We start from the raw sequence: 26,612 nt of genomic DNA on the forward strand, positions 1-26,612 counted from the left end.
GGGTGGGGAGGGCTTGGGCGATGGCTGCTCGGGCGGTGTTGGCGAGGACGTCTTTGGTGGCTATGAGTTCGGCCACGGCGGGGTCGTGCTGGGCTTCGCCGAGGAGGGCTCTGTAGGCGGTGCCGGCGTGGGAGCGGGCGAGAAAGTGGATGAGGGCCTTGAGATAGGCGGTGAGGTCTTCGGTGGGGTTGCCGGTGGGCGGGATCGTGAGTTCGTCCTCGGCGTCGGTGGCGCTGGCTTCGAAGAGGATCTCGGCCTTGGTGGACCACCAGCGGTAGACGGTCTGGCGGGAGACGCCGGCGCGTTCGGCGATGCCCTTCATGGTCATCGCTGCATAGCCGACCTCGATGAGGAGGTCGTCGACGGCGTGCAGGACGGCTTCTCTGGCTTGTTCGCTGCGCGGGCGACCGGCCTTGGCGTGCTCCATGACAGCACTATAGCTGGACACAGTGACTCGATATTGCTAGATTACTGGACGCAGTGCACCGAAATTGAATGAAGGAGAGCAGGCACATGCGTGTCTTTGTGACTGGAGCATCGGGCTGGATCGGTTCCGCGACTGTCGACGAGCTGCTGACTGCGGGTCATGAGGTGGTGGGGCTGGCTCGCTCCGACACCTCGGCCGCTGCGGTGGCGGCGAAGGGGGCGGTCGCGCACCGGGGGGACCTCGACGACCTCGGCTCGCTGCGGGCAGGCGCCGGGGACGCCGACGCCGTCGTACACCTGGCCAACAAGCACGACTGGGGCAACCCTGCAGAGACCGACCGGGCCGAGCGGGCCGCAGTCGGGACCATGCTCGAGACCCTGGCCGGGAGCGATCGTCCGTTTGTGATCGCCAACGGCTTGTCCGGCATCGTCGAAGGGCGTTCGGTCGTCGAGACCGACCCCTCGCCGGCCGTTGGCCCCGGATCCGATCGGGGTGGTAGCGAGAACCTTGCGCTGGAGTACGCCGTACAGGAGGTGCGGGCGTCGGCGGTCAGGTTCGCACCGTCGGTCCACGGGCGCGGCGACTGGGGATTCGTCACCTGGCTCGCGGGCGCTGCCCGCAAGCATGGCGTGTCGGGCTACATCGGCGACGGGTCGACCACCTGGTCAGCCGTCCACCGCACCGACGCTGCTCAGCTGATCCGGCTGGCCATCGAACAAGCGCCGGCCGGATCCCGTCTGCACGCCGTGGCGGAGGAGTCCATCACCACCAAGGCGATCGCCCAGGCATTGGGCGAGGCTCTCGGCCTTCCCGTCACCTCCATCGACCCCAGCGAGGCCGACGAGCACTTCGGCGTAGTCGGTCATTTCTTCGGCACCACGATGACAGCCAAGTCGGACATCACCCGCGACCTGCTCGGCTGGAAGCCGACCGGTCCCGGCCTGATCGAGGACATCTTGGCAGGTGCCTACGCATGAGCGAACTGACCGCGTTCATCCTGGTCAAGACGCGCCGCGAGTGGCTCGACCTGACCGTCCCCGAACGCATCAATGCCTTCGAAACCGCAGTTCTTCCCACCGTCCGCGACCGCGTCAGCAACGTTCGCTCACGCTTCTACGACACCGAGTTCTACTCGGCCCGCGTCACCGACATCTGGGTCTGGGAAGCCGACGACCACGAGTCCTTCCAACTGGTGATCGAGGCGCTGCGCGAGACCCCGTTCTGGGACCACTACTTCGACATCGCCGAAATCCTGGTCGGCGTCGAGAACGGCTACGCCAAGCACTACGGCACCGAGACCCCCACCACCATCAACGCCTGAGCCGCCGCCGACCCCGCAACCATCTGAGGGGTCAACCCCTGAGCTGGTGGGTTGCACCGCCGGATTCTCGGGGGCCAACCAACCAGCTGCGGGGTTGACCCCTCAGACGTCGCACAGCGCGCGGCGGGGGTGGTGGTGGATGTGGGACGAGGCGGGCAGCTGGTGAGCTGCCCGCCTCGTTCGTCTGTACGGCGTTCTCTACGGGTTGGGAGTGCGGTAGGCCGGGGCCCGGCCCTCGATGGCGTCGCCCATGCGGTGGACGCGCAGGGCGTTGGTGGAACCGGGGATCGAGGGCGGCGAGCCGGCCACGATGACGACCAGGTCGCCCTTCTTCAGCTTGCCCAGCTCGAGGAGGCGCTGGTCGACCTGGCGAACCATCTCGTCGGTGTGGTCGACGGTCGGGACGATGTAGGTTTCGATGCCCCAGACAACCGAAAGCCAGGCGCTGACCGAGGGAACCGGCGTGAAGGCCAGGACCGGGATCTCGGTGCGGTAGCGGGCCAGGCGCAGGGCCGTGTCACCGGACTGGGTGAACGCGACCAGGAGCTTGGCGTCGAGACGCTCGGCCACATCGGCGGCCGCGCGGGCGATGACGCCGCCCTTGGTGCGCGGCTCCCACTCCATCTCCTTGATGCGGGACAGGCCGTGCTTCTCGGTCGACTCGACGATCCGGGCCATCGTGTTGACGGTCTCGATCGGGAACCGGCCGACGCTGGTCTCACCGGACAGCATCACCGCGTCGGCGCCGTCGAGGACGGCGTTGGCGACGTCGGAGGCCTCGGCCCGGGTCGGCCGCGGGGCGGAGATCATCGACTCCAGCATCTGGGTGGCGACGATCACCGGCTTCGCGTTCAGCCGGGCCTGGTCGATGATCAGCTTCTGGACCAGCGGGACCTCTTCGAGCGGGAGCTCGACGCCGAGGTCACCACGGGCGACCATGAAGCCGTCGAAGGCCTCGACGATCTCGTCGAGGTTGGCGACCGCCTGCGGCTTCTCGATCTTGGCGATGACGGGGAGCCGGAGCCCCTCCTCGTCCATGATCTTGTGCACGAGCTGGATGTCGGCCGCGTCCCGGACGAACGACAGCGCGATCATGTCGGCCGGCAGGTGCAGGGCCCAGCGCAGGTCCTCGACGTCCTTCTCGGACATCGCCGGCACGCTCACCGCGACGCCGGGCAGGTTGATGCCCTTGTGGTTCGACACCGGCCCGCCGACGGTGACGCGGCAGATCACGTCGGTCGCGGTCACCTCCTCGGCGACCAGGCCGATCCGGCCGTCGTCGATGAGCAGCTGGTCACCGGCCTTGACGTCACCCGGCAGACCGTCGTACGTGGTTCCGCAGATGGTGACGTCACCCGGCACCTCCCGGGTGGTGATGGTGAAGCGCTCGCCGTAGGTCAGCGTGACCTTGCCCTCGGCGAACTCGGCCAGCCGGATCTTAGGACCCTGCAGGTCGACGAGGATGCCGACGTTCTTGCCGGTCTCCGCGGCGGCGGTGCGGATCCGCTGATAGATCCGCTCGTGCTCGGCATGGGCACCGTGGCTCAGGTTGAGACGAGCCACGTCCATACCGGCTTGGACGAGTTCAAGGATGCGCTCGGGGGCGGCCGTAGCCGGGCCAAGCGTACAAACGATTTTTGCGCGACGCACGTCACAAAACCCTACTCCTAGTAGACCACTGGTCCGCTGGTCCACCCCCATGACTGGCCGGTTAACACCTTGTGACGAGCGGCAGCAAAGCCTGAAACGTCAGGAAGGCAACGGCGTGTAGGGGCCGACGGTGATGTCGCCGGTCAGCTCGGCGGTGACCGTCTGGAGGCCGATCGGCTTACCGTCGGTGTAGGTCACCAGTGTCATCTCCCCCGGCCGCCGCAGCGTGTAGCCGAGCGCGAACGCGTACGCCGCTCCCCCGGTCGTACCGTTCGTGTACGTCGTCACGGGTCGCTCGTCGACTACCTTCGTCTCCGGCCCGACCTGCCGGTGCAGATGTCCGGACAGAAGCAGTGTCGCGCACCCCCGGGTGGCCGTCTCGGCGAACGATGACGGATCGTGGACGACCATCGTGGAGATCCGCTTGTCGTCCGGCTGCTCGCAGGCAATGTCCGCGAGGCGCTTGGACTGGTCGGCGATCGTCTCGGCACCGGGGCTGTCCGCGCTCCCGAGACCCGTTTTGGTCGGGTCGCTGTCGCCCAGGAACCGGATGCCCTCGACCTCGACCGGCTTGCTGTCGAGGACCGTGAAGCCGTTCTTCCGCATCGACTCCTCGATGTGCCCGCCGGCGTCGTGGTTCCCGGCGACGGCGACCACTTTCAGGTCTTTGAAGTGCTGACGCAACGAGTTGATGCTGAAGACTTCCCAGGACTGTCCGGACGACGAATCGTCTCCTGCGTCGATCAGCAGCTTCGCCCCGGCCACCTCGGCGACCTTGGCCGCGACCGGGTCCATCCCGATGTTGTCGTGCCGGTCCGAGACCAGCAGTGCGACGGTCTCCCCCTCGCTGGCCTGGTGGATCCGCCCGCCGACCCGCTGAACCTGCTCCCGCAACCGCCCGTAGAACCGGGTGGAACGCTCGTACGTCTCGACTGCTGTCTTGATCACGCCCACCCCACCGGTCGTGGAGAATCCGGACGCGACCTCGACCCGCTTCAGCCGTGGATCGAGCGACAATGTCGGCAGCAGCTCGGTCAGCGGCCGCCATTCGGTCGGCGCGACCTCCGCCGTACGGATCTGTCCGGGGCCGAAGATCGACGCGATCGTGATCAGCATCGCGACCAGTACGACGACCGCGCGGTGCTCGAGACGCCGTTCGTGCCGATGCACGAGATCCCACAACTCGCGGCGCCGGCGGCGACCGAGCGACGTCCACAAGGTCGTCACCACTACGACCACGAGCAGCCCGGAACCGGCTCCGGCGACCGCGTTGTCGAGGGCCATCTCCTGGATGACCTGCTGGATCCGCGCGATCTCACCATCGGGTTGCGAAGCGATCAACGCGTCCCGGGTCATCAGCTCGGTGAGGTTGTCGGCGTCGGTCTCCTGTACGTCGACATTCACACCGACCCCGCCCGGTGTGTCGGTCGCGATCCGCAACCGCGGCAGGACCGCCCCGAGATCGAGTGTCGCGTGCCCGTCGAACGTCGGCGAGACCGTTGCCGCGTGGGCCCCGATCGTCACCCGCTCGGAGTCGTTCGCGAACCCGAGCGCCCCGACGACCAGCCCGGTCACCGCCCACAGCACGAAGAGCCCGGCCCACGGCGCCACCGCCCGGACCTGCTTGCGCGTCACCAACCGCCTAACCACAACTCCAACCTATCGGGACACTCCAGCTCGGGCCCGACCATCCACTCCGCGCCCCGAAATCCCGCCGGTCGCCCCCAGCCCGCCGTACGAGGTGCCCAAAGAAAAGCCGACCGCTCCTTGTGCACCAGACGCGACTTTGAGTACCCACCAACCACATCGCTGCCCGAAAAATGGTTGGTGCGTGCCCAAAGTCGACCGGCGACGTCAATCCGTGCCCAAAGAACAGCGGGCTGCTCTTTGGGCACGAGGGGCGGCTTTGGGTAGCCACCAACCAGTTCGGCAGGGAAAAAGTGGTTGGTGGGTTCCCAAAGTTGCAGGTACGACGGTCAGACGGCGAGAGGGCGTGCGGTGGGTGGGATGGGGGTGTGGAGGGTGGAGGAGCCCGTCAGGTGGGTGTCCACGCCGTTCGCGCAGGAGCGGCCTTCGGCGATGGCCCAGACGATCAGGGACTGGCCACGGCCGGCGTCACCGCAGGCGAAGACGCCTTCGACCGACGTGTGGTAGTTCTTGTCCCGCTTGACGTTTCCGCGCTCGTCGAGCTCGACGCCGAGCTGCTCGAGGAAGCCCTCGCGCTCCGGGCCGAGGAAGCCCATCGCGAGCAGCACGAGCTGCGCCGGGATGGTCCGCTCCGAGCCTTCGACCGGGTTGAACTTGCCGTCGGCGAACTTCACCTCGACCAGGTTCAGCCCCGAGACGTTGCCGTCGGCATCGGCCTCGAAATTCACCGTGGAGACGGCATAAACCCGGTCGCCGCCCTCCTCGTGTGCCGAGGCGACCCGGTAGATCATCGGGTACGTCGGCCACGGCTGACCGGCCGGTCGATCCGTGCCGGGCTGCGGCATGATCTCGAGCTGGGTGACCGAGCGGGCGCCCTGCCGGTGGGCGGTGCCGAGGCAGTCCGCACCGGTGTCACCGCCACCGATGATCACGACGTCCTTGCCGGTGGCAACGATCTGATCCTCGACGGTCTTGCCGAGGGCGACCCGGTTGGCCTGCGGCAGGTACTCCATCGCCTGGTGGATCCCGCCGTGCTCACGACCGGGCACCGGCAGATCGCGGGCCGCGGTGGCGCCGGTCGCGATCACGACGGCGTCGTACCGCTGCTTGAGCTGGGTGCCGGTGACGTCCACGCCGACGTTGACGCCGGAGCGGAAGACCGTGCCCTCTTCCTTCATCTGCTGGATCCGGCGGTCGACCTGTTCCTTCTCCATCTTGAACTCAGGAATGCCGAACCGCAGCAGCCCGCCCGGCGCCTCGGCGCGCTCGTAGACGGCGACCGTGTGCCCGGCGCGCGTGAGCTGCTGCGCGACGGACAGCCCGGCCGGGCCGGAGCCGACGACCGCGATCGTCTTGCCGGTCAGCCATTCCGGCGGCTGCGGCCGGACGTGCCCGGTCTCCCAGGCCTTGTCGATGATCGCGACCTCGACGTTCTTGATCGTGACCGGGTCCTGGTTGATTCCGAGCACGCACGAGGTCTCGCACGGCGCCGGGCAGAGCCGCCCGGTGAATTCCGGGAAGTTGTTGGTCGCGTGCAGCCGCTCGATCGCCGACGACCAGTCGTCGCGCCAGACCAGGTCGTTCCACTCCGGGATCAGGTTGCCCAGCGGGCAGCCGCTGTGGCAGAACGGGATCCCGCAGTCCATGCAGCGGCCGGCCTGCTTGGTGATGATCGGCAGCAGCGCCTTGCCGGGTCCACCGGGGTAGACCTCTTTCCAGTCCTGCAACCGCTCGGTGACGGGCCGCCGCTCGGCGACCTCACGACCGGTGGTGAGAAAACCCTTGGGGTCAGCCATCAGATGGCCTCCATCATCGCTCGCGTGGTGGCGTCCTCGTCCAGCCCGTCGCGCTCGGCAGCCGCCTTGGCTGCGAGCACGCGGGCGTAGTCGCGGGGCATCACCGTGGTGAACCTGGCGGCCGCGGAATCCCAGTCGCCGAGCAGCTTGGCAGCCCGCTCCGAACCGGTCTCCTCGTGATGACGCCGCACCAAGTCCTGCAACAGGTCGGACTCAGCCTCGGTGAGCGGGAGCAGGTCGACCAGCTCCTTGTTCACCAGGGCACGGTCCAGGTCGAGCACATGGGCCACGCCGCCCGACATGCCCGCTGCGAAGTTCCGGCCGGTCGCGCCCAGTACGACGACGCGTCCACCGGTCATGTATTCGCAGGCGTGGTCGCCGACTGCTTCGACGACCGCGGTGGCTCCGGAGTTCCGGACACAGAATCGTTGCCCGGCGCCACCATTGATGAACAGTTCACCGGACGTCGCGCCGTACGCGATGACGTTGCCGGCGATGATCTGGTCGCCCGCGTCGAACCGGGCGTTCCGGTCCGGGCGGATGACTACGCGACCACCGGACAGGCCCTTGCCGACATAGTCGTTCGCGTCGCCTTCGAGGCGAAGTGTGACACCGCGCGGGACGAAGGCGGCGAACGAGTTCCCGGCCGACCCGGTGAAGGTCAGGTCGATGGTGCCGTCGGCCAGCCCGGCCGCGCGGTACCGCTTGGTGATCTCGTGGCCGAGCATCGTGCCGACGGTCCGGTTGACGTTGCGGATCGCGAGCTGGGCCCGGACCGGTTCGCCGTTCTCGATCGCCGGCGCGCAGATCCGGATCAGCTCGTTGTCCAGGGCCTTGTCGAGCCCGTGGTCCTGCGTGGTGGTCTGGTGCCGCGACGCGCCTTCGGGCAGCGACGGCACGTGCAGGATCGGCGTCAGGTCGAGACCGTCGGCCTTCCAGTGGTCGACCGCGCGCTTGATGTCCAGCACCTCGGCGTGGCCGACGGCCTCTTCGAGGGTCCGGAAACCGAGCTCCGCCAGGTACTCGCGGACCTCCTGCGCGATGAACTCGAAGAAGTTCACCACGAACTCCGGCTTCCCGGAGAAGCGCTCGCGCAGTACCGGGTTCTGAGTGGCGACGCCGACCGGGCAGGTGTCCAGGTGGCAGACGCGCATCATGATGCAGCCCGAGACCACCAGCGGTGCGCTGGCGAACCCGTACTCCTCAGCACCGAGCAGGGCCGCGACGACCACGTCCCGGCCGGTCTTCAACTGCCCATCCGTCTGTACGACGATCCGGTCGCGCAGCCCGTTGAGCAGCAGCGTCTGCTGCGTCTCGGCCAGACCGAGCTCCCACGGACCACCAGCGTGCTTGAGCGAAGTCAGTGGCGCTGCGCCGGTGCCACCGTCATGCCCAGAGATCAGTACGACGTCCGCGTGGGCCTTGGAGACACCCGCCGCAATCGTGCCGACGCCGACCTCGGAGACCAGCTTCACGTGGATGCGGGCCTGCGGGTTGGCGTTCTTCAGGTCGTGGATCAGCTGCGCGAGATCCTCGATCGAGTAGATGTCGTGGTGCGGCGGCGGCGAGATCAGGCCGACGCCCGGCGTTGAGTGCCGCGTGTTCGCGACCCACGGGTAGACCTTGTTACCGGGGAGCTGACCACCCTCACCGGGCTTGGCGCCCTGCGCCATCTTGATCTGGATGTCGTCGGAGTTCGTCAGGTACTCCGACGTGACCCCGAACCGTCCGGAGGCGACCTGCTTGATCGAGCTGCGCCGAGCCGGATCATGCAGACGCTCGGAGTCCTCGCCGCCTTCGCCGGTGTTCGACTTCGCGCCGAGCTGGTTCATCGCGATCGCGAGCGTGGTGTGCGCCTCGGCGCTGATCGAGCCGTAGCTCATCGCACCGGTGGAGAACCGCTTGACGATCTCGCTGACCGGCTCGACCTCGTCGATCGAGATCGGCTCGCGGTCCTTACTGTGCTGTTCTTTGAAGCGAAAGAGACCGCGCAGCGTCATCAGCCGCTCGGACTGCTCGTCGACGCGCGCCGTGTACTGCTTGAAGATGTCGTACCGCCCGCTGCGGGTGCTGTGCTGCAGCCGGAACACGGTCTCGGGGTCGAACAGGTGCGGCTCACCCTCACGCCGCCACTGGTACTCACCACCGACCTCGAGCTTGCGGTGCGCGGTCAGAATGCCGTCGGCCGGGTAGGCGCGCAGGTGGCGCTGGCGGACATCCTCGGCGATCTCGGCCAGGCCGATTCCGCCGAGCTTGGACGACGTACCGGTGAAGTAGGCCTCCACCAGATCCGCCGAGAGTCCGTTGGCCTCGAAGATCTGGGCCCCCGTGTACGACGCCACCGTCGACACGCCCATCTTCGACATCACCTTGAGGACGCCCTTGCCGAGCGACTTCACGAGGTTGCGGACAGCCTGCTCGGGCTCGATCCCGGGCAGGTAGGTGCCGCGACGGCACAGGTCCTCGACCGACTCCAGCGCGAGATACGGGTTGATCGCCGCCGCGCCGTACCCCATCAGGAGCGCGACGTGGTGGACCTCGCGGACGTCACCGGCCTCGACGACCAGACCGACCTGGGTGCGGGTCTTCTCGCGCACCAGGTGGTGGTGGACGGCACCGGTCAGCAACAGCGACGGGATCGGCGCGCTGTCGGCGTTCGAGTGCCGGTCGGACAGTACGACGATGCGCGCGCCCTCACGAATCGCGGCGTCGGCCTCGGCGCAGATCTCGTCGAGCCGTGCCTTGAGCGCTTCGCCGCCGCCCTCGACGTCGTACACACCGCGCAGGACCGTGGTGGCCAGGCCCGGCATGTCACCGTCGAGGTTGATGTGGCGGATCTTGGCGAGCTCGTCGTTGGTGATCACCGGGAACGGGAGCACCACCTGGCGGCACGACGACGGACCCGGGTTCAGCAGGTTGGACTCCGGGCCGAGGCTCGACGACAACGAAGTGACGAGCTCCTCGCGGATCGCGTCCAGTGGCGGGTTGGTGACCTGGGCGAACAGCTGGGCGAAGTAGTCGAACAGCGGCCGCGACCGGTCGCTGAGCATCGCCATCGGCGTGTCCGTGCCCATCGAGCCGATCGGCTCGGTGCCGTTCTTCGCCATCGGCGTCAGGATGACGCGCAGCTCTTCCTCGGTGTATCCGAAGACCTGCTGGCGACGCGTCACCGACGCGTGGCTGTGCACGACGTGCTCACGCTCGTGCAGGTCCTCGAACCGGATCAGGCCGCCGTGCAGCCATTCGTCGTACGGCGCCTCGTCGGCGAGAGCGTTCTTCACCTCGGCGTCGGTGACGATCCGGTGCGCCTCGACGTCGACGAGGAAGATCCGGCCCGGCTCGAGCCGGCCCTTCTCGATGATGGTCGCCGGGTCGATGTCCAGGACACCGGCCTCGGAAGCCAGGACGACAAGGCCGTCCTCGGTCACCCAGTAGCGCGAGGGACGCAGGCCGTTGCGGTCGAGCACTGCGCCGACCTTGGAACCGTCGGAGAAGACGACCGAGGCCGGTCCGTCCCAGGGCTCCATGACGGTCGAGTGGAACTCGTAGAACGCGCGCTGCTTCGGATCCATCGTGGTGGCGTTCTCCCACGCCTCCGGGATCATCATCAGCATCGCGTGCGGCAGTGAGCGCCCACCGAGGTGCAGCAACTCCAGCACCTCGTCGAACGAGGCCGAGTCCGAGGCACCCGGCGTACAGATCGGGTACAGCTGCTCGAGGTCACCAGGGATGACTTCACTCGAGAGCAGCGCTTCACGAGCGCGCATCCAGTTCCGGTTGCCCTGGACGGTGTTGATCTCACCGTTGTGGGCGATGTACCGGTACGGGTGAGCCAGCGGCCACGACGGGAACGTGTTGGTGGAGAACCGGCTGTGCACGACGCCGATCGCCGAAGCGAGGTCCGGGTCGGTCAGCTCGGGGAAGAACTTGTCCAGCTGGTCGGTGGTCAGCATCCCCTTGTAGGTGATGGTGCGCCCGGACAGCGACGGGAAGTAGGTCTCGGTGTCCTTCTCGGCGCGCTTGCGCAGCCGGAACGCCATCCGCTCCAGCGCCAGGCCGAGCACCCGGCCCCCACTCGAAGCCACGAACAGTTGCTTGAACGTCGGCATCACTGAACGCGCGGTGTTACCGAGCAGGTCCGGCGTGGTCGGCACGTCGCGCCAGCCCAGCACGGTCAGCTTCTCCTCGACCGCGATCTCCTCGATCCGCGCGATCGCCTTCGCGGCGTCGTCAGCCTCGGCCGGGAGGAACGCGATACCGGTCGCATATCCACGCGCCACGGGCAACTCGAACTCGCACACCTTGCGGTAGTACGCATCCGGGACCTGGATCAGGATGCCGGCGCCGTCGCCGGAATCCGGCTCCGCACCGGACGCGCCGCGATGCTCGAGATTGCGCAGAGCGGTCAAAGCCTTCGCCACGATGTCGTGGCTGGGAATTCCGGTCAGGGTTGCAACGAAGGCAACGCCACAAGCGTCGTGCTCGTGGCGGCCGTCGTACAGGCCCTCACTTGGAAAGGGGGCGCGACCATACATTCAGGGGCTCCCGTCGTCCTACGGTCAACAACTGGCCGCGGGACAACATTGGCCCAAGCCGGGTGTCCCGAGACTACCTCATGACGCCCGACAGGTGGACAGACATTCCACCGCAGACACGCCTTTCAGAGTCAACAGTTACGCCTTGTAAGCAAGCGCTCACTAGTTCGTCTACCCATGGTGACACCGTCGGGTTAAATCTGGGGGATGCGACGACTCGAATCCGGTACGGGCCAGTCCAACGGTGGCGTCTGGATCACCCCCGAAGGCCTGGTCGCCAAACGCCTCGTCCCCGGCGTGACCGACCCCCGCTAGCCCTAGCCACCCCTCGCCGCAACTATCGCCGGCCCTCGGCCACCGCTGAGCCCCCGCCACCGTTTACCTCAGCCACCGGTAGCAGGCTCTGCGTCACAACCAAACGGCCGTAGCGGCGGGATGTGACGCCGACTGAGTCGGCCGCATTCGTGGCGGCCCCGGCCGAGGGTTCGGTTGCCGGTCATGCGGCCGGTGATGTCTGTTGGGGTCCTCGCCGCGGCGGCCGTTGGGTTGTGATCCTGAGCCTGCTACCTGTGGCTGAGGTAGGCAGTGGCTGGCGTGCGCGGTGGCTTGCCCCGGGGCCTGGGGCGGGCGCCTGGGGCAGGCGCGTGCGGGCGGCTGGTGCGGCTGGGTGAGCATGCCGACGACGTGGGGTGGGCCAGCAAGCGTGCAGGTCTGACCGGCTGGGACGGCGAGCACGTGATCGCGCTCGACTGGGAACAGTTCGGGCTCGGCCCGGCGGGCTTCGACCTCGGCTACCTGCTTGTCGCGCTCCCCGGCGCCGAGATCCTCGCGGGCGCCGACTCGGTCCTACGGCGGGGCGCGGTGCTGACCGCCGCGTTCACCGCTGCGTCGCGGGCGGCGTGGTCGCTCGGGCAGCCCTCGCCTGGTGATCACCTTGAGCAGTTGGTTCAGCTGGCTGACTACATCGAGGAGGCTTCGAGCCAGGCGCGGTAGGGGTGTTGCATCAGGGGCGGGCTGTTGGTTCGTCGGCCTCGGCGCGTTGGCGGAGCAGGGAGAGGGTCGTGCCGAGCTCGGCCAGGGGCTTCGGGGGCAGGGCAGAACCGAACCAGGCGGCCAGTTCGGTTTCGAAGGTGGGCGTCGCTTCGGCGAGCACGCGCCGGCCGGACTCGGTCAGAGCGACCAGAGACGAGCGGCGGTCGTCAGGGTTGGCCGTACGGCCAATCCACTCGGCGGCTTCGAGCCGGTCCACGGCCTTGCTCGTCGCGCCGACGGTGATCGCCATCTCCTGCGCCAGGTCGTAGACGCGGCAGGTGCCGCGCTCGGCGATGTACCGCAGGAACTCGTACTGGCCGAGCGAGATCTCGTGCTCCGCGCGCAGCCGGTTGGAGATCGCGGTGTAGAGCCGGGTCTCCAGCCGCACCAGGTCGGTGAAGAGCACCGAAAGATCGGTCACAAGAAATCCAGCTTCCCGGGAATTAGCTTCCTATGAATGTAGTTAGGAGGAAGTGGATTCCTCCGAATCCATCCTGACAGACAGCCCTTCCGGAGGCCGGTATGAGTCACGAACAACGCGCAGCGATCATCGAGCTGATCCGCAGCGCCCCGCAGTCCGAGGACCGCACGACGGCCGGACAGCGGGCCTCGTTCGACAGTCAGTTCAAGGATCCCGAGCTGGGCGCGGACGTCACCGTGCGGCCCACCACCTTGGGCGGGGTCGAGGCCCTCACCGTCACCGTCGGGAATGCCATCCGCGACGGGGTGATCCTGTACCTGCACGGCGGTGGTTACGTGGTGGGCTCGGCCAACACGGGAAGCTTCCTGGCCACGGCACTCGCCCGACGCGTCGGCACCCCGGCTGTTTCGCTGGAGTACCGGCTGGCTCCCGAGAACCCGTTCCCGGCTGCGATCGACGATGCGTACGCCGCCTATCGCGCGCTGCTCGACGGCGGTACCCAGGCGAGCGACATCGTCCTCGCGGGCGATTCGGCCGGTGGCGGACTCGTGCTCGCCGTACTGCTCTCGGCCCGCCGTGACGGCCTGCCGCAACCCGCCGGCGCGGTCCTGTTCTCACCGTGGACCGATCTGGCAGTGTCCGGGGCCAGCCTGGACGATCGCGCGCACCTCGACCCGATCTTCGACCGGGAGAACATCCAGTGGTACGCCGACCAGTATCTGGCCGGCCAGGATCCCCACAACGAACTTGCCAGCCCGGTGTACGCCGACCTGAGCGGTCTACCGCCGCTCCTGATCCAGACCGGATCCTACGAAGTCCTGCTTGACGACTCGCTGCGGCTTGCGGTCCGGGCAGCCGAGTCCGAGCTCGACGTCAGTCTGGAGATCGTCGCCGGCGTACCGCACGTCTTCCCGCTGCTGGCGGGCCATCTCGACGCGGCAGACGAAGCGCTCGACCGCGCCGGACAGTTCCTCGTCCGTCGACTCGGCTACGAAACCTCCAGCCAGGCGCTGTAGAAGGCTTGGTAGCTGTCGTAGCGGGTGGTGGTGGCTTCTTCGAGGATGGCGTACTGGGCGTCGGTGCCGCGGAAGGCCGGGCGGTCGAGCGTGCCGTCGGACAAGAGGACCAGGGCTGTCCGAGCCATCACGAAAGTTGTCGTGCGGTCGTCGATGACGTCGCCGAGGGTCAGCTCTTCGGGGGCCATGAAGCGGGTGGAACCGAACATGCGGCCCATGTCGTTGCTGTAGGCACCGGGTCGGTAGTCGTCGAGGTCCATGACGGTCAGCTGGTGGGTGTCGAAGTCGTACAGCAGGGAGCCGTCGTAGAAGTCACCTTCGACCCAGCCTGCTGAGCTCAGGACGTCGTGGAGATCGTAGAGCTGGTCGAGCGCTTCGGTGATTTCGTCTGCTGACAAGGCACGGAAGCGATCGAGGTGGGTGCCGAGGTGGTCGCCCTCGCGCCAGTCGAAGACGAGGGCCGGGCCCCACGGGGTCTCGATCAGGCCGTGGTACGCCGGGAGCGTGTCGTGTTCGATCTCGGCGGCCAACTGCCCGGCGCGGCGGACGCCTTCCTGGCGCTGCTCGGCGGGGGAAAACGGCTTCGGGTCGTCGGGACGGCCGGCGGTCTTCACGAAATACCGGTAGCCATCGACTGTGACGCCGTACGAGATGTTGCCGGAGTCCTGGGTATTGGCACCGAACTCGGCGAAAACCTCGCCGATGCTGTTCAGGTAGACGTCAGGCTGCTCATCGATCTTCGCGGGAAACACGCGTTGACGTTAGCCGATTCCAGGCCCGACGAGGGAACCGACGAGGGAACCGACGAAATAGGTGAGGGCTGCGGCGAGGCCGCCGAGGAGGAGTTGGCGGAGGCCCGAGTACCACCACGAGCGGCTGGTGACGCGGGAAACGACGGCCCCCGCGGCGAAGAGGGCGGTGAGGCTCATGATCAGCGCCGGTACGACGGACGTCGCGCCGAGGAGATAGGGCAGCAGCGGGATGAACGCGCCGACGGCGAAGCAGACGAACGAGGATCCGGCGGCGACAACGGGGTTCGGGAGATCGTTCGGGTCGATGCCGAGCTCTTCGCGAACGTGCTCGTCGAGCGCCTGCTCGGGGTTGGTGTGGAACTGCTTCGCGACCTTGTCGGCGAGATCCGGGTCGAGCCCCTTGGCACGGTAGGTCTCGGCGAGTTCGATCTCCTCGTCGATCGGGTGCCGGGCGATCTCCAGCCGCTCGACCTCGATCTCGGCGCGGGCCAGCTCACGCTGCGAAGCGACCGAGGTGTACTCCCCGGCCGCCATCGAGAACGCGCCTGCCGCGAGCCCGGCCAGTCCGGCGAGCACGACGAACTTCGAGCCGGACTGGGTGCCGCCGTCCATACCGGCGATCAGGGCGAAGTTCGAGACCAGACCGTCCATCGCGCCGAAGACGGCCGGCCGAAGCCAGCCGCCGTTCACATCGCGGTGTTTGTGGTCCCCGTGATGCTCAGCCGATACCTGCGGTCCGTCAGTCACGGGCCCCATCACTCGGTACGGCGGGCTTCGTGGTGTCCGTGTCCTTGGCAGCTTCGGTGGATTCAGCGGCTTCCGCTGCTTCGGTGCTGGTCAGCTCGCCAGTTGGTGCCGGTACTTCGCTCGCCGGGTCCGCGTTCTCCACGACAACACTCTCCGCGACGGCGTCCGCGTCGACGGGCGCAGCCTCGGGCTCGGCGTCCGTCGTACCGGCGGCTTCTTCGTCCGGTACGCCGGCAGCAGGGCCGGTGGAGATGTCCTGCTGACCGGGCTTGGTACGGAAGCTGATGATCAGCGCCACGACGGCCAGGACGAAGAGGATGATCGACGTCCACACGTTCAGGCGCAGGCCCAGGAAGTGGTTGACCGTGTCGATGCGCATGTTCTCGATCCAGGCGCGACCGGCACAGTAGGCGGCGACGTACAGGAAGAAGGCGCGGCCGTAGCCGAGGGTGATGCGGCGGCCGACCAGGATGACGAGCGCCATCACGCCGAGGTTCCAGATCGCTTCGTACAGGAACGTCGGGTGGAAGGTGGCGAAGTCGGTGAAGCCCTCAGGGCGGTGCGCCGGGTCGATCTCGAGGCCCCAGGGGCGGGTCGTCGGCTTGCCGAAGAGTTCCTGGTTGAAGTAGTTGCCGAAGCGGCCGAAGACCTGCGCGAGCGCGATCCCGGGAGCGACCGCGTCCAGGAAGGCCAGGAACGGCACCTTCGCGCGGCGGCAGGCCAGGTAGGCGCCGAGGGCACCGAAGCCGACCGCACCCCAGATACCGAGCCCGCCGTGCCAGATCTTCAGCGCGTCGATCGGGTGCCGGCCTTCGCCGAAGTAGAGCTCGGCATCGGTGGCGACGTGGTAGATCCGCGCGCCGACCAGGCCGAACGGGATCGCCCAGAACATGACGTCGGACAGGACCGTCGGCGAGCCACCGCGGGCGACCCAACGGCGCCGGGTCAGCCAGTAGCCGATGAAGATCCCGGCCAGGATGCACAGCGCGTAGGCACGGATCGGGAGACCGAGGAGATGCCAGACGCCCTGGCTGGGACTGGGGATGAAGGCCGGCACAATCACGGCGGGGATCAGACTAGACATGGCATCCGAAACCTACTCGACGGCCACCGGCAGCGGCCAGGAACCCAGGGTCACGATGGGGACTCAGTGCGTGAGGCACGTCAGTTCGCCGCCTTCGCCGCGTCGTCGACGGCCTTCTGCAGGCCCTCGGGAGCGAGGTCCTTGGTCTCCAGCTTCTTGTCGTTGACGAAGACCGTCGGCGTGCCGGTGACGCCGCGTGCGTCGGCGGACTTGCCGACCGACGTGACCCAGCTGCCGTAGGTGTTGCCCTGAACGGCCTGCTGGAACTTCGCGTCGCCGATCCCCAGCTGCTTGGCCAGCTCGATCAGCTGGTCGTCGTTCCACGACTTCTTGAAGTCGCGGTACATCTCGTCGGCATACGTGAGCGCCTTGCCGTTGGCGGCCGCCGCGGCGAACGCGTTGGCCAGCCGCGGCGAGGCGTCCGGGTTGACGAAAGCCAGCGGCCAGTACGTCAGCTTCGCCGTACCGTCCGCGACGAGCTTGTCGATCGTGGACCCGGTCAGCTCCTCGAACTCCGCGCAGTGCGGGCAGCGGAAGTCCAGGTAGAGGTCGATCTGGACCTTCGCGCTGTCCTTGCCGACGGTGACGCCCTCGCCGGCCCGGCCCGGGCCGATCAGAACGGCCGGCTCGGTGAACGTGGTGCCGCTGGCCTCGACCTTGAAGTGTCCGCGCAGGTACTGGAACCCGACACCGGCGGCGAGCGCCAGCACCAGGACGATCACCACGATGACGCCGGGGGCTACCCGCTTCTTCTGCTGCTGCAGCGGGCTGGCGTTGGGACTGCTCACGGTGCTTGGTCTCCTGTCGAGGTGTTCGGATCGGATTCAAGAGCGAATTTGCTGGCCGGCTTCACGCAGAGCCACATCGCCAGCACGAGCAGACCGACATCGCGGAGGATCTCCTCGAGGTACTTCGTCTGGCCGGGGTCGACCCGCCCACCGCCGCCGAAGCAGCCACAGTCGATCGCCAGCCCGCGGCTCCAGGCCGAGCCCACGGCGGCGATGAACACCACCATGAAAACACCTGCCGCCGCGGCGGAATGCCGGACACCGAAACCGAGGATCAACAGCAATCCGATTGCGATCTCCAGGAACGGCAGCCCCCAGCCGACCGGATCGGCCAGCCCGGGCGGCAGGATCTCATAGGCCCGGACCGCCTGCGCCGCGGTCTCCGGATCGGAGACCTTCAGCGCGCCGGCGACCAGCATCACCCCGCCGAGAATCAGTCGTGCCCCCAGTGAAACCCAGGCCCCCCAAGGTTTCACTGGTTCTCGTCGACCAGCTTCCCGAAGTCGTGCGCCATGTCACCGATGGCGGCGTTCGACATCCAGAGCACGGTGGCCTTGTCGTCCTTGCCGAACCCGAGCACCTGCGCGCCGTGGCCGACCTCGTACCCACCCGAGGGCAGCTTCTTCATCCCTTCGACCGGTACGCCGACCGCCTGCGCGATGTCCTTGATCGACGGCAACGCGCCGGTCAGGCCGACGAACGACGGGTCGAAGCGGTCCAGGTACTTCCGCATCACCGGCCCGGTGTCGCGCGCCGGGTCACTGGTGATGAACAGCACCTGCACCTGCTTGCGCACCGACTCGTCGAGCTTGGTCAGCGCGGAGGCGACATCGGCCAGCACCGTCGGGCACACGTCCGGGCAGTTCGTGTACCCGAAGAAGATCAGCGTGACCGGCTTCTTGGTCGACGTGACCAGGTTGAACGCGTTCCCGCCGGTGTCGGTCAGCGTGGCCGCCGGCAACTTGTACGGCTGGTCGAGGGTGGCACCCCGCATCCCGTTCGGGTCCTGGGTGGTGCGGATGATCGCACCACCCGGGTTGTCGGGTTTCTGTTCCTTGCCACAGCCCGCGAGGGCGAGCAGACCCACTGCGGCAAGGAAAACGACCGCGTTCCTGGTTCGAATCACAGCAGGATCAACGTCCGGCCGCCGCTGACGGTTCCCTGCGGACACCCTCGGCCAGGCTCTCCGTGAGCGATCGCACACCGGCCGGGCCGGCGCCGTCGAGCAACTGCTTCACCAGCGCCGATCCGACGATGACCGCATCGGTGAACGCTGCGAGAGCAGCCGCCTGGTCCGCGTTCGAGACACCGATCCCGACCCCGACCGGCAGTTCGGTCGTGGCCTTGGTCCGGGCCACGAGCGGCGCAGCAAGATCCGAGGCAGCCGACCGTACGCCGGTCACACCCATCACCGCGGTGGCGTAGACGAACCCGCGGCACGCCGCCGTGGTCGACCGGATCCGCGCGTCGGTCGACGACGGCGCAACCAGGAACACCTTGTCCAGCTCGTTCTTGTCCGCGGCCGCGATCCACTCCGCGCCTTCTTCGGGAATCAGGTCGGGCGTGATGAGCCCCGCTCCCCCGACGCCGGCGAAGTCGGTGGCCCAGCGATCGACGCCGTACCGCTCGATCGGGTTCCAGTACGTCATGACGAGCACCGGTACGTCCGTGTACGCCGTGACAGCCTCGACCGTCCGGAGCACGTCCTTCACGCGGAAGCCGCCGGCCAGCGCGGCCTCGGCGGCCCGCTGGATCGCGGGACCGTCCATCACCGGATCGCTGTACGGCAGGCCGATCTCGAGCACGTCGCAACCACCGTCGACGAGCGCCTTGATCGCGTCGATACCACCGTCGTACGACGGGTAGCCCGCCGGCAGGTAGCCGACCAGCCCGGCGCGACCTTCGGCGTTGGCCTTCCGGATCGCGGTTCCAGCCTTGCCCAGGGCAACTACTTCACTCACGACCGGCCTCCCCATCGATCAGCCCGAACCACGTGCTCGCAGTGTCCATGTCCTTGTCACCGCGACCGGACAGGTTCACCAGAATGGTGGCGTCCGGGCCGAGCTCCTTGGCGATCTCCAACGCACCGGCGACGGCGTGCGCCGACTCGATCGCGGGGATGATGCCTTCGGTTTTGGCGAGCAGCTTGAACGACTCCATCGCGTCGGCATCGGTCACCGGCCGGTACGTCGCCCGCTTCGTCTCCGCGAGCCAGGAGTGCTCGGGGCCGACACCGGGATAGTCCAGCCCGGCCGAGATCGAGTGCGACTCGATCGTCTGGCCGTCCTCGTCCTGCAACAGGAACGACCGGGCACCATGCAGTACGCCGACCTGTCCGGCCGTGATCGTGGCTGCGTGCCGACCGGTCTCGAACCCGTCGCCGCCGGGCTCGATGCCGTACAGCTTGACGTCCTCGTCGGGGATGAACGCGGCGAACAGACCGATCGCGTTCGAGCCACCGCCGACTGCTGCGACGGCCGCGTCGGGGAGCTTGCCGAGCAGTTCGAGCGACTGGGCCCGCGCCTCGTCACCGATGCCGCGGACGAAGTCGCGCACCATCGCGGGGAACGGGTGCGCGCCGGCCGCCGTACCGAGGAGGTAGTGGGTCTTGTCGACGCTGGCGACCCAGTCGCGCAGTGCCTCGTTGATCGCGTCCTTCAGGGTCCGGCTGCCGCTCGTCACCGGGATAACCTCGGCGCCGAGCAGCTTCATCCGGGCCACGTTCAGCGACTGGCGCTCGGTGTCGACCTCGCCCATGTAGACCACGCACTCGAGGTCCAGGTAGGCACAGGCGGTCGCGGTCGCGACGCCGTGCTGGCCGGCGCCGGTCTCGGCGATCACCCGCGGCTTGCCCATCCGCTTGGTCAGCAGCGCCTGGCCGAGCGCGTTGCGGACCTTGTGCGCACCGGTGTGGTTGAGGTCTTCGCGCTTGAGCAGAATGCGCGCCCCGGCGACCTCGGACAGCCGGGTAGCGTCGTACAGCAGGCTCGGTACACCGGCCCACTCGCGCAGCATCCGGTCGAATTCACCGGTGAACACCGGGTCGGCCATGGCGGACTGCCAGGCCTGCGTGAGCTCGTCGAGCGGCGCGATCAGCGCCTCCGGCATGAACCGGCCGCCGAAACGGCCGAAGTGCCCGAGCTGGTCGGGCAGCGTGTTACTCATCCGACTAAACCTTCCAAACCCGGCCCTGCGGCCAGGGAGAGATTCTGCCCCTGGCCGTTTGGACCGGTCGGGGAGGTCAGTGCTCTAGGTGTGGCGTAGGTCGAGCGATAGCGGCGTTCAGGTGCGTGCATCGGGGTGCTTTGTCAGTGGCCTCGATGCGGAGCATCATGGGCGCTGGCGAAGTGCCGCGAGGTGCGTGCCTGGGCGTCGGTAGCGCCGACTTACGCCACATCTAGAGCACTCAGTGCCGCTGCTGGATGGCGGGATGCGATCCGGCGGCGACGAGGTCGGCGACCGAGGCGCGAGGATCGCGGCCGGTCACCAGGGTTTCACCGACGAGGACGACATCGGCCCCGGCGCGCGCGAACTCGATTACATCATGCGGGCCCCGCACCCCGGACTCCGCCACCCGGACCAGTTCGGTCGGGATGATCGGCGCGACCCGGGCGAACGTGGACCGGTCGACCTCGAGGGTCTTCAAGTTGCGGTTGTTCACGCCGATGAGCTGAGCGCCGGCGTCCACCGCACGCCGGGTCTCCTCCTCGTCGTGGACCTCGACCAGCGGGCAGAGCCCGATCGAGGTCGCTCGCTCGATCAGCGAGACCAGAGCCTCCTGCTCGAGCGCCGCGACGATCAGCAGCGCCATATCGGCACCGGCCGCCCGGGCCTCCCAGAGCTGGTACGACGACACGATGAAGTCCTTGCACAGCACCGGTACGTCGACCCGTCCGCGCACTGCTCGCAGGTCGTCCAGGCTGCCGTTGAACCGGCGCTGCTCGGTCAGCACGGAGATCGCGGACGCGCCGCCTGCCTCGTACTCACCCGACAGAGCGGCCGGGTCGGTGATCTCGGCCAGCTCGCCCTTGGACGGGCTGGACCGCTTCACCTCGGCGATCACCGCGATCCCGTCACCACGGAACACCGGCATCGGGTCCTTGGCGTCGGGCTTGCGCTGAGCCTCCAGCTTGAGGTCGTCCAGGCTGACTAGAGCCTGGCGCTCCGCGAGGTCCTCCCGGACCCCGGCGATGATGTCGTCAAGCACAGTCATGGTCTGTCCGCCCTTCAGTGGTCGTCGGCGGGGACGCCGAAGCCCAGCAGTTGCAGCACCTTGCCGGCCAGTGCACCGAGCACCACGATCCCGACCGAGATCCAGAACAGCAGCCAGTTCGGGCCGAGCACCATGGCGATGGCACCGACGGTGAACCCGACCAGGATGATCGCCACCGCGGCCCAGGCCGCCGTGCTGTTGCCGTGCGCGTCATGGGGAGCCTCGTTGCTCACCCGGGTCGCTTGATCGGCAGTCGTATTGTCCATGGTTGGCGCCACTCCTCGTCGTCGTCCTGTCCTATTGTGGCGGTTGCCCGCCGCGATCAGAGAGTCGGGTCCTCTCCCGCGTCGATCGCCTTCCATTGATCGACGTCCTGACCGGATTGCTTCTCGGCAGCCACCGCTGCCGGTTCACGCTCATACCGATCGGTAGGGCGCTTCCAGCGGTGTGCGGTGAGCACGGTGACCAGACCGGCTAGCAGCAGCGCCGCTCCCCCGGCCAGTGCCGGCCACGGCGCCGGCCCGGTGGCCACCGTCACGGTGTCGGTCACGGCCTGGCTGAGCTCGGGCCGAAGCCGGCTGAGCTCGACATCATCCGGCCGCACCTGCAGCGCCACCGCGGTCGCCGCGAACCCCATCAGCACCATCAGTACGCCGATGATGCGGCGGAGCGCCGTACCGGCGAGTTTGGTGATGACCAGGGCGACCACTGCGGCCAGAGCCAGCGTGGCTGGCGCTCTGGTGATGCTGTAGCCGTTGAACTCGACGGGAAGCCGCCCGGTGCCCGGATCGGCCGTTGCCCACGTCAGATAGGCAGACAGGCCCAGCAGGGCCAGCGCGATCAGGGTGAGCAGGTCGACCAGTCTCTGCGGGCGCATCCCTCTAGACCTCGCTGAACGTTCCCGCGACGGCGATCGCATTCAGTACGGCGGCTGCCTTCGTCCGGCACTCGGCGTCCTCGGACGCCGGGTCGGAGTCGGCGACGATGCCGGCACCGGCCTGGACATACGCGGTCGAGCCGCGCAGGACCGCCGTACGGATGGCGATTGCGGTGTCTGCGTCACCGGCGAAGTCGAGGTAGCCGACGACACCGCCGTACACACCGCGGCGGGTGACCTCGAGTTTGTCGATGATCTCCATCGCCCGCGGCTTCGGGGCGCCCGACAAGGTGCCGGCCGGGAAGGTCGCGGTGAGGGCGTCGAAAGCGGTCTTGCCCGCAAGGAGCTGACCGGTGACGGTCGACTCGAGGTGCATGACGTGGCTGTAGCGGCGCACATCCATGAAGTCGATCACCTCGACCGTGCCGGCCACGCAGACCTTGCCGACGTCGTTGCGGCCCAGATCGACCAGCATCAGGTGCTCGGCGCGCTCCTTGGCGTCGGCACGCAGCTCCTCTTCGAGCGCGTGGTCCTCCTCCGGCGTCGCGCCACGGCGGCGAGTGCCGGCGATCGGGTGCACGATCACCTTGTTGTCGGTGACCTTCACCAGCGCCTCGGGGCTGGAGCCGACGATGTCGAAGCCGTCCAGGCGGACCAGGTACATGTAGGGGCTCGGGTTCGAGCGGCGCAGCACGCGGTAGATGTCGAGCGCGGACGCGGTCGTCTGCAGCTCGAAGCGCTGCGAAACGACGATCTGGAACGCCTCGCCGGCCCGGATCTCCTCCTTGGCCGTCTCGACTGCCTCCCGGTACTCAGCGCTCGAGCGCTGCCGGTGCGGGTCGGGCTCGGCCGTGCGGTCGGCACGCACGACGTACGACGGGGTCGGCCGCGCGAGGTCGGCCTCCATCGCGTCCAGCCGGCGAACGGCATCGGCGTACGCATCGTCGACGCGCTCGTCGGTGTCGTCCCAATTGATCGCGTTGGCGATCAGCCAGATCTCACCGGTCTCGTGGTCGAGCGCGGCCAGGTCGGTCGCGAACAGGAACGTCAGCTCGGGCAGGCCGAGGTCGTCGGTCGTTGTGTCCGGCAACTTCTCCAGCCGGCGGACGGCGTCGTACCCGAGGAAGCCGACCATGCCGCCGGTGAGCGGGGGCAGGTCCGGAAGCCGCGGGGTGTGCAGGATCTCGAGGGTCTCGCGCAGCGCCTGCAGCGGGTCGCCGGTCTGCGGCAGGCCGACCGGTGGGTTGCCGGTCCACACCGCCTCACCGTTCCGCTCGGTCAGCGTCGCGGCGGACCGGACCCCGATGAACGAATACCGCGCCCAGACGCCACCGTTCTCGGCGGACTCGAGCAGGAAGGTGCCCTCGCGCTCGGCCGCGAGCTTGCCGTAGACGCCGATCGGCGTCTCAGCGTCCGCGAGCAGCCGGCGCGTCACCGGGATCACCCGGCGGTCCTTGGCGTAGTCGCGGAAGGTTTCCAGAGTCGGGACGTTCACGCTGTCTTCACCTCGATGGTGCCGTGCTCGAAGCAGCTCCGGGTGCCGGTGTGACAGGCCGGGCCTTCCTGGTCGACCAGGACCAGCAGAGTGTCGGCGTCACAGTCGACGAGAATTTCCTTCACATGCTGGCGGTGACCGCTGGTCTCGCCCTTCACCCAGTACTCCTGGCGGCTGCGCGACCAGAACGTGCTCCGGCCGGTCTCCGCGGTCCGTCGAACGGACTCGGCATTCATCCAGCCCACCATCAGCACCTCGCGCGTGTCGTACTGCTGTACCACCGCCGGGATCAGCCCGGCCGCGTCGAAGGTCAGCTCGTCGATACTCACCCAACTATTGTCACCGATGGCACGGACAGTTCTGACCAGGAGGGCGCGCCGTGGACCTGAAGGCGTACTACGCCGAGAACCGCCGGCGCCTGGAGATCGCGCAGCGGGAGTTCGCCGACCGCAGCCACGGCTGGGATTTCACGCTGGCCCCGCACGCGTCGGCCTGGGCCGCGAGCCAACCTGCGCTGGTCAACGCGAACGCCTTGCCCGGCCTGGTCGAGCGGGCAGGAGCAGCCGGTGTCATCCGAGTGCCGGAACCAGGCGTCCTACGCAGCGCGTTCGCCAGCCGGCATCCGGAGACGGAAGTGGAAACCGGCGTCGGATTTGGGTTCTGGCCGGATACCGCTGAGTACCTCGTCGTGCACGCGAGCGCGACGATCCCCTACGCCGAACTTCCCGCGCTGGACGTGCTCGGAGTGCTGGAGCGGGTGGTCGAGACATTCCTGGGTCCGAGGCCGTCGTACCGGCAGAGCTGACAGGATGGCCGGATGACGAGCACCCCTCTGGTCATCGACGGCCACAACGACCTGCCGATCGCGTTCTACGAGCTGTGCGAGTACGACCTGGACGCGCACGACCTGAGCGGGTCTGTGCCGCAGCTGCACACCGATCTGCCGCGGCTGCGGGCCGGGAACGTCGGTGCGCAGTTCTGGTCGCTGTGGGTGCCTCAGGACGAGCACGCCGTACGGCGGACGTTCGAGCAGCTCGACTTCGTCCACCAGCTCGTGGCGCGGTTCCCCGAGGCACTGCAGCTGGCGACGACTGCGGATGAGGTGGATGCGGCGATCAAGGCCGGGCGGGTGGCGTCGCTGATGGGCATGGAGGGCGGCTACTCGATCGGTGAGTCGCTAGGCATCCTGCGGACCATGCGGACGCTCGGTGTGCGCTACATGACGCTCACGCACAACAACAACGTGCCGTGGGCCGACTCCGCCACCGACAAGCCGGTGCTGGGTGGACTGAACGAGTTCGGCGAGCAGGTGGTTCGGGAGATGAACCGGATCGGCATGCTGGTCGACCTGTCACATGTCTCGGCCGACACCATGCGGCACGCACTGCGCATCACGACAGCACCGGTGATCTTCAGTCACTCGTCGGCGCGTGCGGTCTGCGACGTACCGCGGAACGCACCGGACGACGTACTGGAGACGCTGGCCGGCAACGACGGTGTCTGCATGGTCACCTTCGTCCCGTACTTCGTCTCGCAGGAGTACGTCGACTGGGTCGCCGGTCTGCTCGCTAAGGCGGAGTCACTCGGGCTGGACAAGGACGACCCGGCGCAGCGCGACCAGGTCCTCGCCGCCTACGACAAGCCGAAGCCGCTCGCCTCGATCGCCGATGTGGTCAAGCACCTCGAGCACGTGCGTGAGGTGGCCGGGATCGACCACGTCGGGATCGGCGGCGACTACGACGGCGTACCGGAGACGCCCGTGGACCTTCCGGATGTGGCGTCGTACCCGCGGCTGTTCGAGGCCCTGGCCGATCGCAAGTGGAGCGACCAGGACCTCACAAAGCTTGCCGGAGGCAACATCCTCCGGGTGCTGCGCGCTGCCGACGACCTGTCTGCTTAGGCGCCTCTAGGCATCTCTAGGCGTCGCGGCGGAGGTCCCGCAGATCTTCGCCGCGGACGAAGCCGGCCGCTTCGTAGGTGGCAACTGCGCCGACATTGAAGCCAGGGGTACAGGTGTTGGCGCTCGACGCGCCCATCTCCTGCAGTGCGCGTGCTGCAGCGAGAGTGATCGCTTCGCCGTAGCCGCGCCCGCGGTGCATCCGGTGCACACCCATCGGCTCCAGATACCCCGGCTTGCCTTCACCTGCCGACCACACCGTCACCGCTGCCACGGACTCCCCCAGCTGGTTGCGTCCCACGAGACACCGCGCGTCGGCGTACGGGATGCCGTCCGCCATCGCGAACCACCGCGCGTTGGTGAACGTCGACCCCTCAAACGACTCCCGCTGCACAGTGACCCGCTCATGCGCCTCCTCGGCACCAATGACGTCCACCCTCAACTCCGGCGCCGGCACCGGCTCGCTCAGGTCGCGCCGCAACGGCACCCACGGCTCGTCCAAGCTCCAGCCCGCCTTGAACAGCACATCCTTCACCAGCGCTCCAGGCGGCGCCTCCACGTACACCTTGCCCTCAACGAGCACTCCCCGCGCTGGCTCCGCCACATCCGCCGCCACCTGCTCAGCGAGCTCCGCATCCTGCAACGCACTGGGATCAAACGCGATCCGCACCAGATCCGCCTCGTCCAGCAACCCCAGTGCCACGATCGCACCGTCCCGACGCCAAGTCCGGAGCGCCGCCGCAGTCTGCTCCGCCCCGAACCGCCAGTACCACCCGACATCCCCCGGGTGCAGCTGATGCGGAGTCCCCTCCCCCTGCCACTCCCGCAACGCCGTCACAACCTCGCCCAGCCCACCAACCGTCGCCGTACCCAACTCAATCGCCATCCCCCGATCCCACACCATCCATTCCCCC

26 protein-coding genes are annotated in these 26,612 nt (G+C 68.0%); 6 read left to right on the forward strand and 20 right to left on the reverse strand.

All coding sequences use genetic code 11. From position 1 onward, the window contains the following. A partial coding sequence (locus E1263_RS31515; protein WP_132174020.1) for a TetR/AcrR family transcriptional regulator occupies positions 1–427 on the reverse strand: 427 nt, incomplete at its 3' end. Positions 428–513: 86 nt separating this feature from the next. Here E1263_RS31515 and E1263_RS31520 point away from each other — a divergent pair. Together E1263_RS31520 and E1263_RS31525 are read left to right on the forward strand one after the other, a co-directional pair. Further along, positions 514–1,404: an SDR family oxidoreductase gene (locus E1263_RS31520; protein WP_132174022.1), complete on the forward strand. Its 891-nt coding sequence runs from the start codon at positions 514–516 to the stop codon at positions 1,402–1,404. Next, positions 1,401–1,748 (forward strand): darcynin family protein, encoded by a 348-nt coding sequence (locus E1263_RS31525; protein ID WP_132174024.1) that lies wholly within the window; start codon positions 1,401–1,403, stop codon positions 1,746–1,748. Before E1263_RS31520 ends, E1263_RS31525 begins: the two co-directional genes overlap by 4 nt. Positions 1,749–1,946: 198 nt before the next feature. On the opposite strand, the gene pyk is transcribed toward E1263_RS31525, so the two are convergent. The 4 genes from pyk to gltB all read right to left on the reverse strand — a co-directional run bounded on the left by pyk (position 1,947) and on the right by gltB (position 11,376). Further along, the gene (pyk, locus tag E1263_RS31530) at positions 1,947–3,398 is read right to left on the reverse strand and encodes a pyruvate kinase (RefSeq protein ID WP_202869141.1); all 1,452 of its coding nucleotides are present in this window, start codon (positions 3,396–3,398) and stop codon (positions 1,947–1,949) included. Positions 3,399–3,497: 99 nt separating this feature from the next. Continuing rightward, the gene (locus E1263_RS31535) at positions 3,498–5,033 is read right to left on the reverse strand and encodes a metallophosphoesterase family protein (RefSeq protein ID WP_132174028.1); all 1,536 of its coding nucleotides are present in this window, start codon (positions 5,031–5,033) and stop codon (positions 3,498–3,500) included. 341 nt (positions 5,034–5,374) lie between these two features. Further along, positions 5,375–6,841, reverse strand: coding sequence for a glutamate synthase subunit beta (locus E1263_RS31540; protein WP_132174030.1), 1,467 nt, complete (start codon positions 6,839–6,841; stop codon positions 5,375–5,377). Then, positions 6,841–11,376: a glutamate synthase large subunit gene (gltB, locus tag E1263_RS31545; RefSeq protein ID WP_132174032.1), complete on the reverse strand. Its 4,536-nt coding sequence runs from the start codon at positions 11,374–11,376 to the stop codon at positions 6,841–6,843. Before gltB ends, E1263_RS31540 begins: the two co-directional genes overlap by 1 nt. A gap of 657 nt (positions 11,377–12,033) precedes the next feature. On the opposite strand from gltB, the gene E1263_RS31550 reads away from it, so the two are divergent. Further along, a complete protein-coding gene (locus E1263_RS31550) occupies positions 12,034–12,369 on the forward strand; it encodes a hypothetical protein (RefSeq protein ID WP_132174034.1) in 336 nt (111 codons plus the stop codon). 10 nt (positions 12,370–12,379) lie between these two features. On the opposite strand, the gene E1263_RS31555 is transcribed toward E1263_RS31550, so the two are convergent. Further along, the gene (locus E1263_RS31555; RefSeq protein ID WP_132174036.1) at positions 12,380–12,829 is read right to left on the reverse strand and encodes a MarR family winged helix-turn-helix transcriptional regulator; all 450 of its coding nucleotides are present in this window, start codon (positions 12,827–12,829) and stop codon (positions 12,380–12,382) included. 101 nt (positions 12,830–12,930) lie between these two features. Between E1263_RS31555 and E1263_RS31560 the strand changes: the two genes are divergently transcribed. Next, positions 12,931–13,845, forward strand: a complete 915-nt coding sequence (locus E1263_RS31560) for an alpha/beta hydrolase (RefSeq protein ID WP_132174038.1) — start codon at positions 12,931–12,933, stop codon at positions 13,843–13,845. Here the strand turns inward: E1263_RS31560 and E1263_RS31565 are convergent. From E1263_RS31565 to hisI, 13 genes are all read right to left on the reverse strand, one after another. After that, positions 13,818–14,597, reverse strand: a complete 780-nt coding sequence (locus tag E1263_RS31565) for a serine/threonine protein kinase (RefSeq protein WP_132174040.1) — start codon at positions 14,595–14,597, stop codon at positions 13,818–13,820. The two genes, E1263_RS31560 and E1263_RS31565, sit on opposite strands and share 28 nt — an antisense overlap. Before the next feature lie 9 nt (positions 14,598–14,606). Then, positions 14,607–15,344 (reverse strand): VIT1/CCC1 transporter family protein, encoded by a 738-nt coding sequence (locus tag E1263_RS31570; RefSeq protein ID WP_238161702.1) that lies wholly within the window; start codon positions 15,342–15,344, stop codon positions 14,607–14,609. Next, entirely contained in the window at positions 15,337–16,428 is a 1,092-nt protein-coding gene (gene lgt / locus E1263_RS31575) for a prolipoprotein diacylglyceryl transferase (protein WP_132174042.1), read from the reverse strand. Before lgt ends, E1263_RS31570 begins: the two co-directional genes overlap by 8 nt. Positions 16,429–16,508: 80 nt before the next feature. Further along, positions 16,509–17,216, reverse strand: coding sequence for a DsbA family protein (locus tag E1263_RS31580; protein ID WP_132174044.1), 708 nt, complete (start codon positions 17,214–17,216; stop codon positions 16,509–16,511). Further along, positions 17,213–17,692, reverse strand: coding sequence for a DoxX family protein (locus tag E1263_RS31585; RefSeq protein ID WP_132174046.1), 480 nt, complete (start codon positions 17,690–17,692; stop codon positions 17,213–17,215). The genes E1263_RS31580 and E1263_RS31585 overlap by 4 nt, the downstream gene beginning before the upstream one ends. After that, positions 17,689–18,342, reverse strand: coding sequence for an SCO family protein (locus E1263_RS31590; protein ID WP_132174048.1), 654 nt, complete (start codon positions 18,340–18,342; stop codon positions 17,689–17,691). Before E1263_RS31590 ends, E1263_RS31585 begins: the two co-directional genes overlap by 4 nt. A 7-nt stretch (positions 18,343–18,349) precedes the next feature. Next, positions 18,350–19,177 carry a tryptophan synthase subunit alpha gene (gene trpA, locus E1263_RS31595; protein WP_132174050.1) on the reverse strand — a complete coding sequence of 276 codons (828 nt, stop codon included), beginning with the start codon at positions 19,175–19,177 and terminating at the stop codon, positions 18,350–18,352. Beyond that, positions 19,170–20,381, reverse strand: coding sequence for a tryptophan synthase subunit beta (gene trpB / locus E1263_RS31600; protein ID WP_132174052.1), 1,212 nt, complete (start codon positions 20,379–20,381; stop codon positions 19,170–19,172). Before trpB ends, trpA begins: the two co-directional genes overlap by 8 nt. Before the next feature lie 241 nt (positions 20,382–20,622). Continuing rightward, the gene (gene trpC / locus E1263_RS31605) at positions 20,623–21,429 is read right to left on the reverse strand and encodes an indole-3-glycerol phosphate synthase TrpC (RefSeq protein ID WP_132174054.1); all 807 of its coding nucleotides are present in this window, start codon (positions 21,427–21,429) and stop codon (positions 20,623–20,625) included. Between the two features lie 14 nt (positions 21,430–21,443). Beyond that, positions 21,444–21,695, reverse strand: coding sequence for an HGxxPAAW family protein (locus tag E1263_RS31610; RefSeq protein WP_132174056.1), 252 nt, complete (start codon positions 21,693–21,695; stop codon positions 21,444–21,446). A gap of 56 nt (positions 21,696–21,751) precedes the next feature. Beyond that, entirely contained in the window at positions 21,752–22,306 is a 555-nt protein-coding gene (locus tag E1263_RS31615; RefSeq protein ID WP_132174058.1) for a Trp biosynthesis-associated membrane protein, read from the reverse strand. 4 nt (positions 22,307–22,310) lie between these two features. After that, positions 22,311–23,801 carry an anthranilate synthase component I gene (locus tag E1263_RS31620; protein ID WP_132174060.1) on the reverse strand — a complete coding sequence of 497 codons (1,491 nt, stop codon included), beginning with the start codon at positions 23,799–23,801 and terminating at the stop codon, positions 22,311–22,313. After that, positions 23,798–24,130, reverse strand: a complete 333-nt coding sequence (gene hisI / locus E1263_RS31625; protein WP_132174062.1) for a phosphoribosyl-AMP cyclohydrolase — start codon at positions 24,128–24,130, stop codon at positions 23,798–23,800. The genes E1263_RS31620 and hisI overlap by 4 nt, the downstream gene beginning before the upstream one ends. 50 nt (positions 24,131–24,180) lie before the next feature. Between hisI and E1263_RS31630 the strand changes: the two genes are divergently transcribed. Both E1263_RS31630 and E1263_RS31635 read left to right on the forward strand, forming a co-directional pair. Next, positions 24,181–24,606 carry a hypothetical protein gene (locus tag E1263_RS31630; protein ID WP_132174064.1) on the forward strand — a complete coding sequence of 142 codons (426 nt, stop codon included), beginning with the start codon at positions 24,181–24,183 and terminating at the stop codon, positions 24,604–24,606. Between the two features lie 12 nt (positions 24,607–24,618). Continuing rightward, entirely contained in the window at positions 24,619–25,701 is a 1,083-nt protein-coding gene (locus tag E1263_RS31635) for a dipeptidase (RefSeq protein ID WP_132174066.1), read from the forward strand. A 16-nt stretch (positions 25,702–25,717) separates the two neighbouring features. Here the strand turns inward: E1263_RS31635 and E1263_RS31640 are convergent. After that, the coding region (locus E1263_RS31640; protein WP_337590292.1) for a GNAT family N-acetyltransferase at positions 25,718–26,612 on the reverse strand (895 nt) is incomplete at its 5' end.

Source organism: Kribbella antibiotica (assembly GCF_004349055.1).
Taxonomy (GTDB): Bacteria; Actinomycetota; Actinomycetes; order Propionibacteriales; family Kribbellaceae; genus Kribbella; species Kribbella antibiotica.

Coding starts and splice junctions, on each gene's coding strand:
- E1263_RS31520 (WP_132174022.1), top strand. CDS start 514: ATGCGTGTCTTTGTGACTGGAGCATCGGGCTGGATCGGTTCCGCGACT.
- E1263_RS31525 (WP_132174024.1), top strand. CDS start 1,401: ATGAGCGAACTGACCGCGTTCATCCTGGTCAAGACGCGCCGCGAGTGG.
- E1263_RS31540 (WP_132174030.1), bottom strand. CDS start 6,841: ATGGCTGACCCCAAGGGTTTTCTCACCACCGGTCGTGAGGTCGCCGAG.
- gltB (WP_132174032.1), bottom strand. CDS start 11,376: ATGTATGGTCGCGCCCCCTTTCCAAGTGAGGGCCTGTACGACGGCCGC.
- E1263_RS31560 (WP_132174038.1), top strand. CDS start 12,931: ATGAGTCACGAACAACGCGCAGCGATCATCGAGCTGATCCGCAGCGCC.
- lgt (WP_132174042.1), bottom strand. CDS start 16,428: ATGTCTAGTCTGATCCCCGCCGTGATTGTGCCGGCCTTCATCCCCAGT.
- trpB (WP_132174052.1), bottom strand. CDS start 20,381: ATGAGTAACACGCTGCCCGACCAGCTCGGGCACTTCGGCCGTTTCGGC.
- trpC (WP_132174054.1), bottom strand. CDS start 21,429: ATGACTGTGCTTGACGACATCATCGCCGGGGTCCGGGAGGACCTCGCG.
- E1263_RS31610 (WP_132174056.1), bottom strand. CDS start 21,695: ATGGACAATACGACTGCCGATCAAGCGACCCGGGTGAGCAACGAGGCT.
- E1263_RS31615 (WP_132174058.1), bottom strand. CDS start 22,306: ATGCGCCCGCAGAGACTGGTCGACCTGCTCACCCTGATCGCGCTGGCC.
- E1263_RS31635 (WP_132174066.1), top strand. CDS start 24,619: ATGACGAGCACCCCTCTGGTCATCGACGGCCACAACGACCTGCCGATC.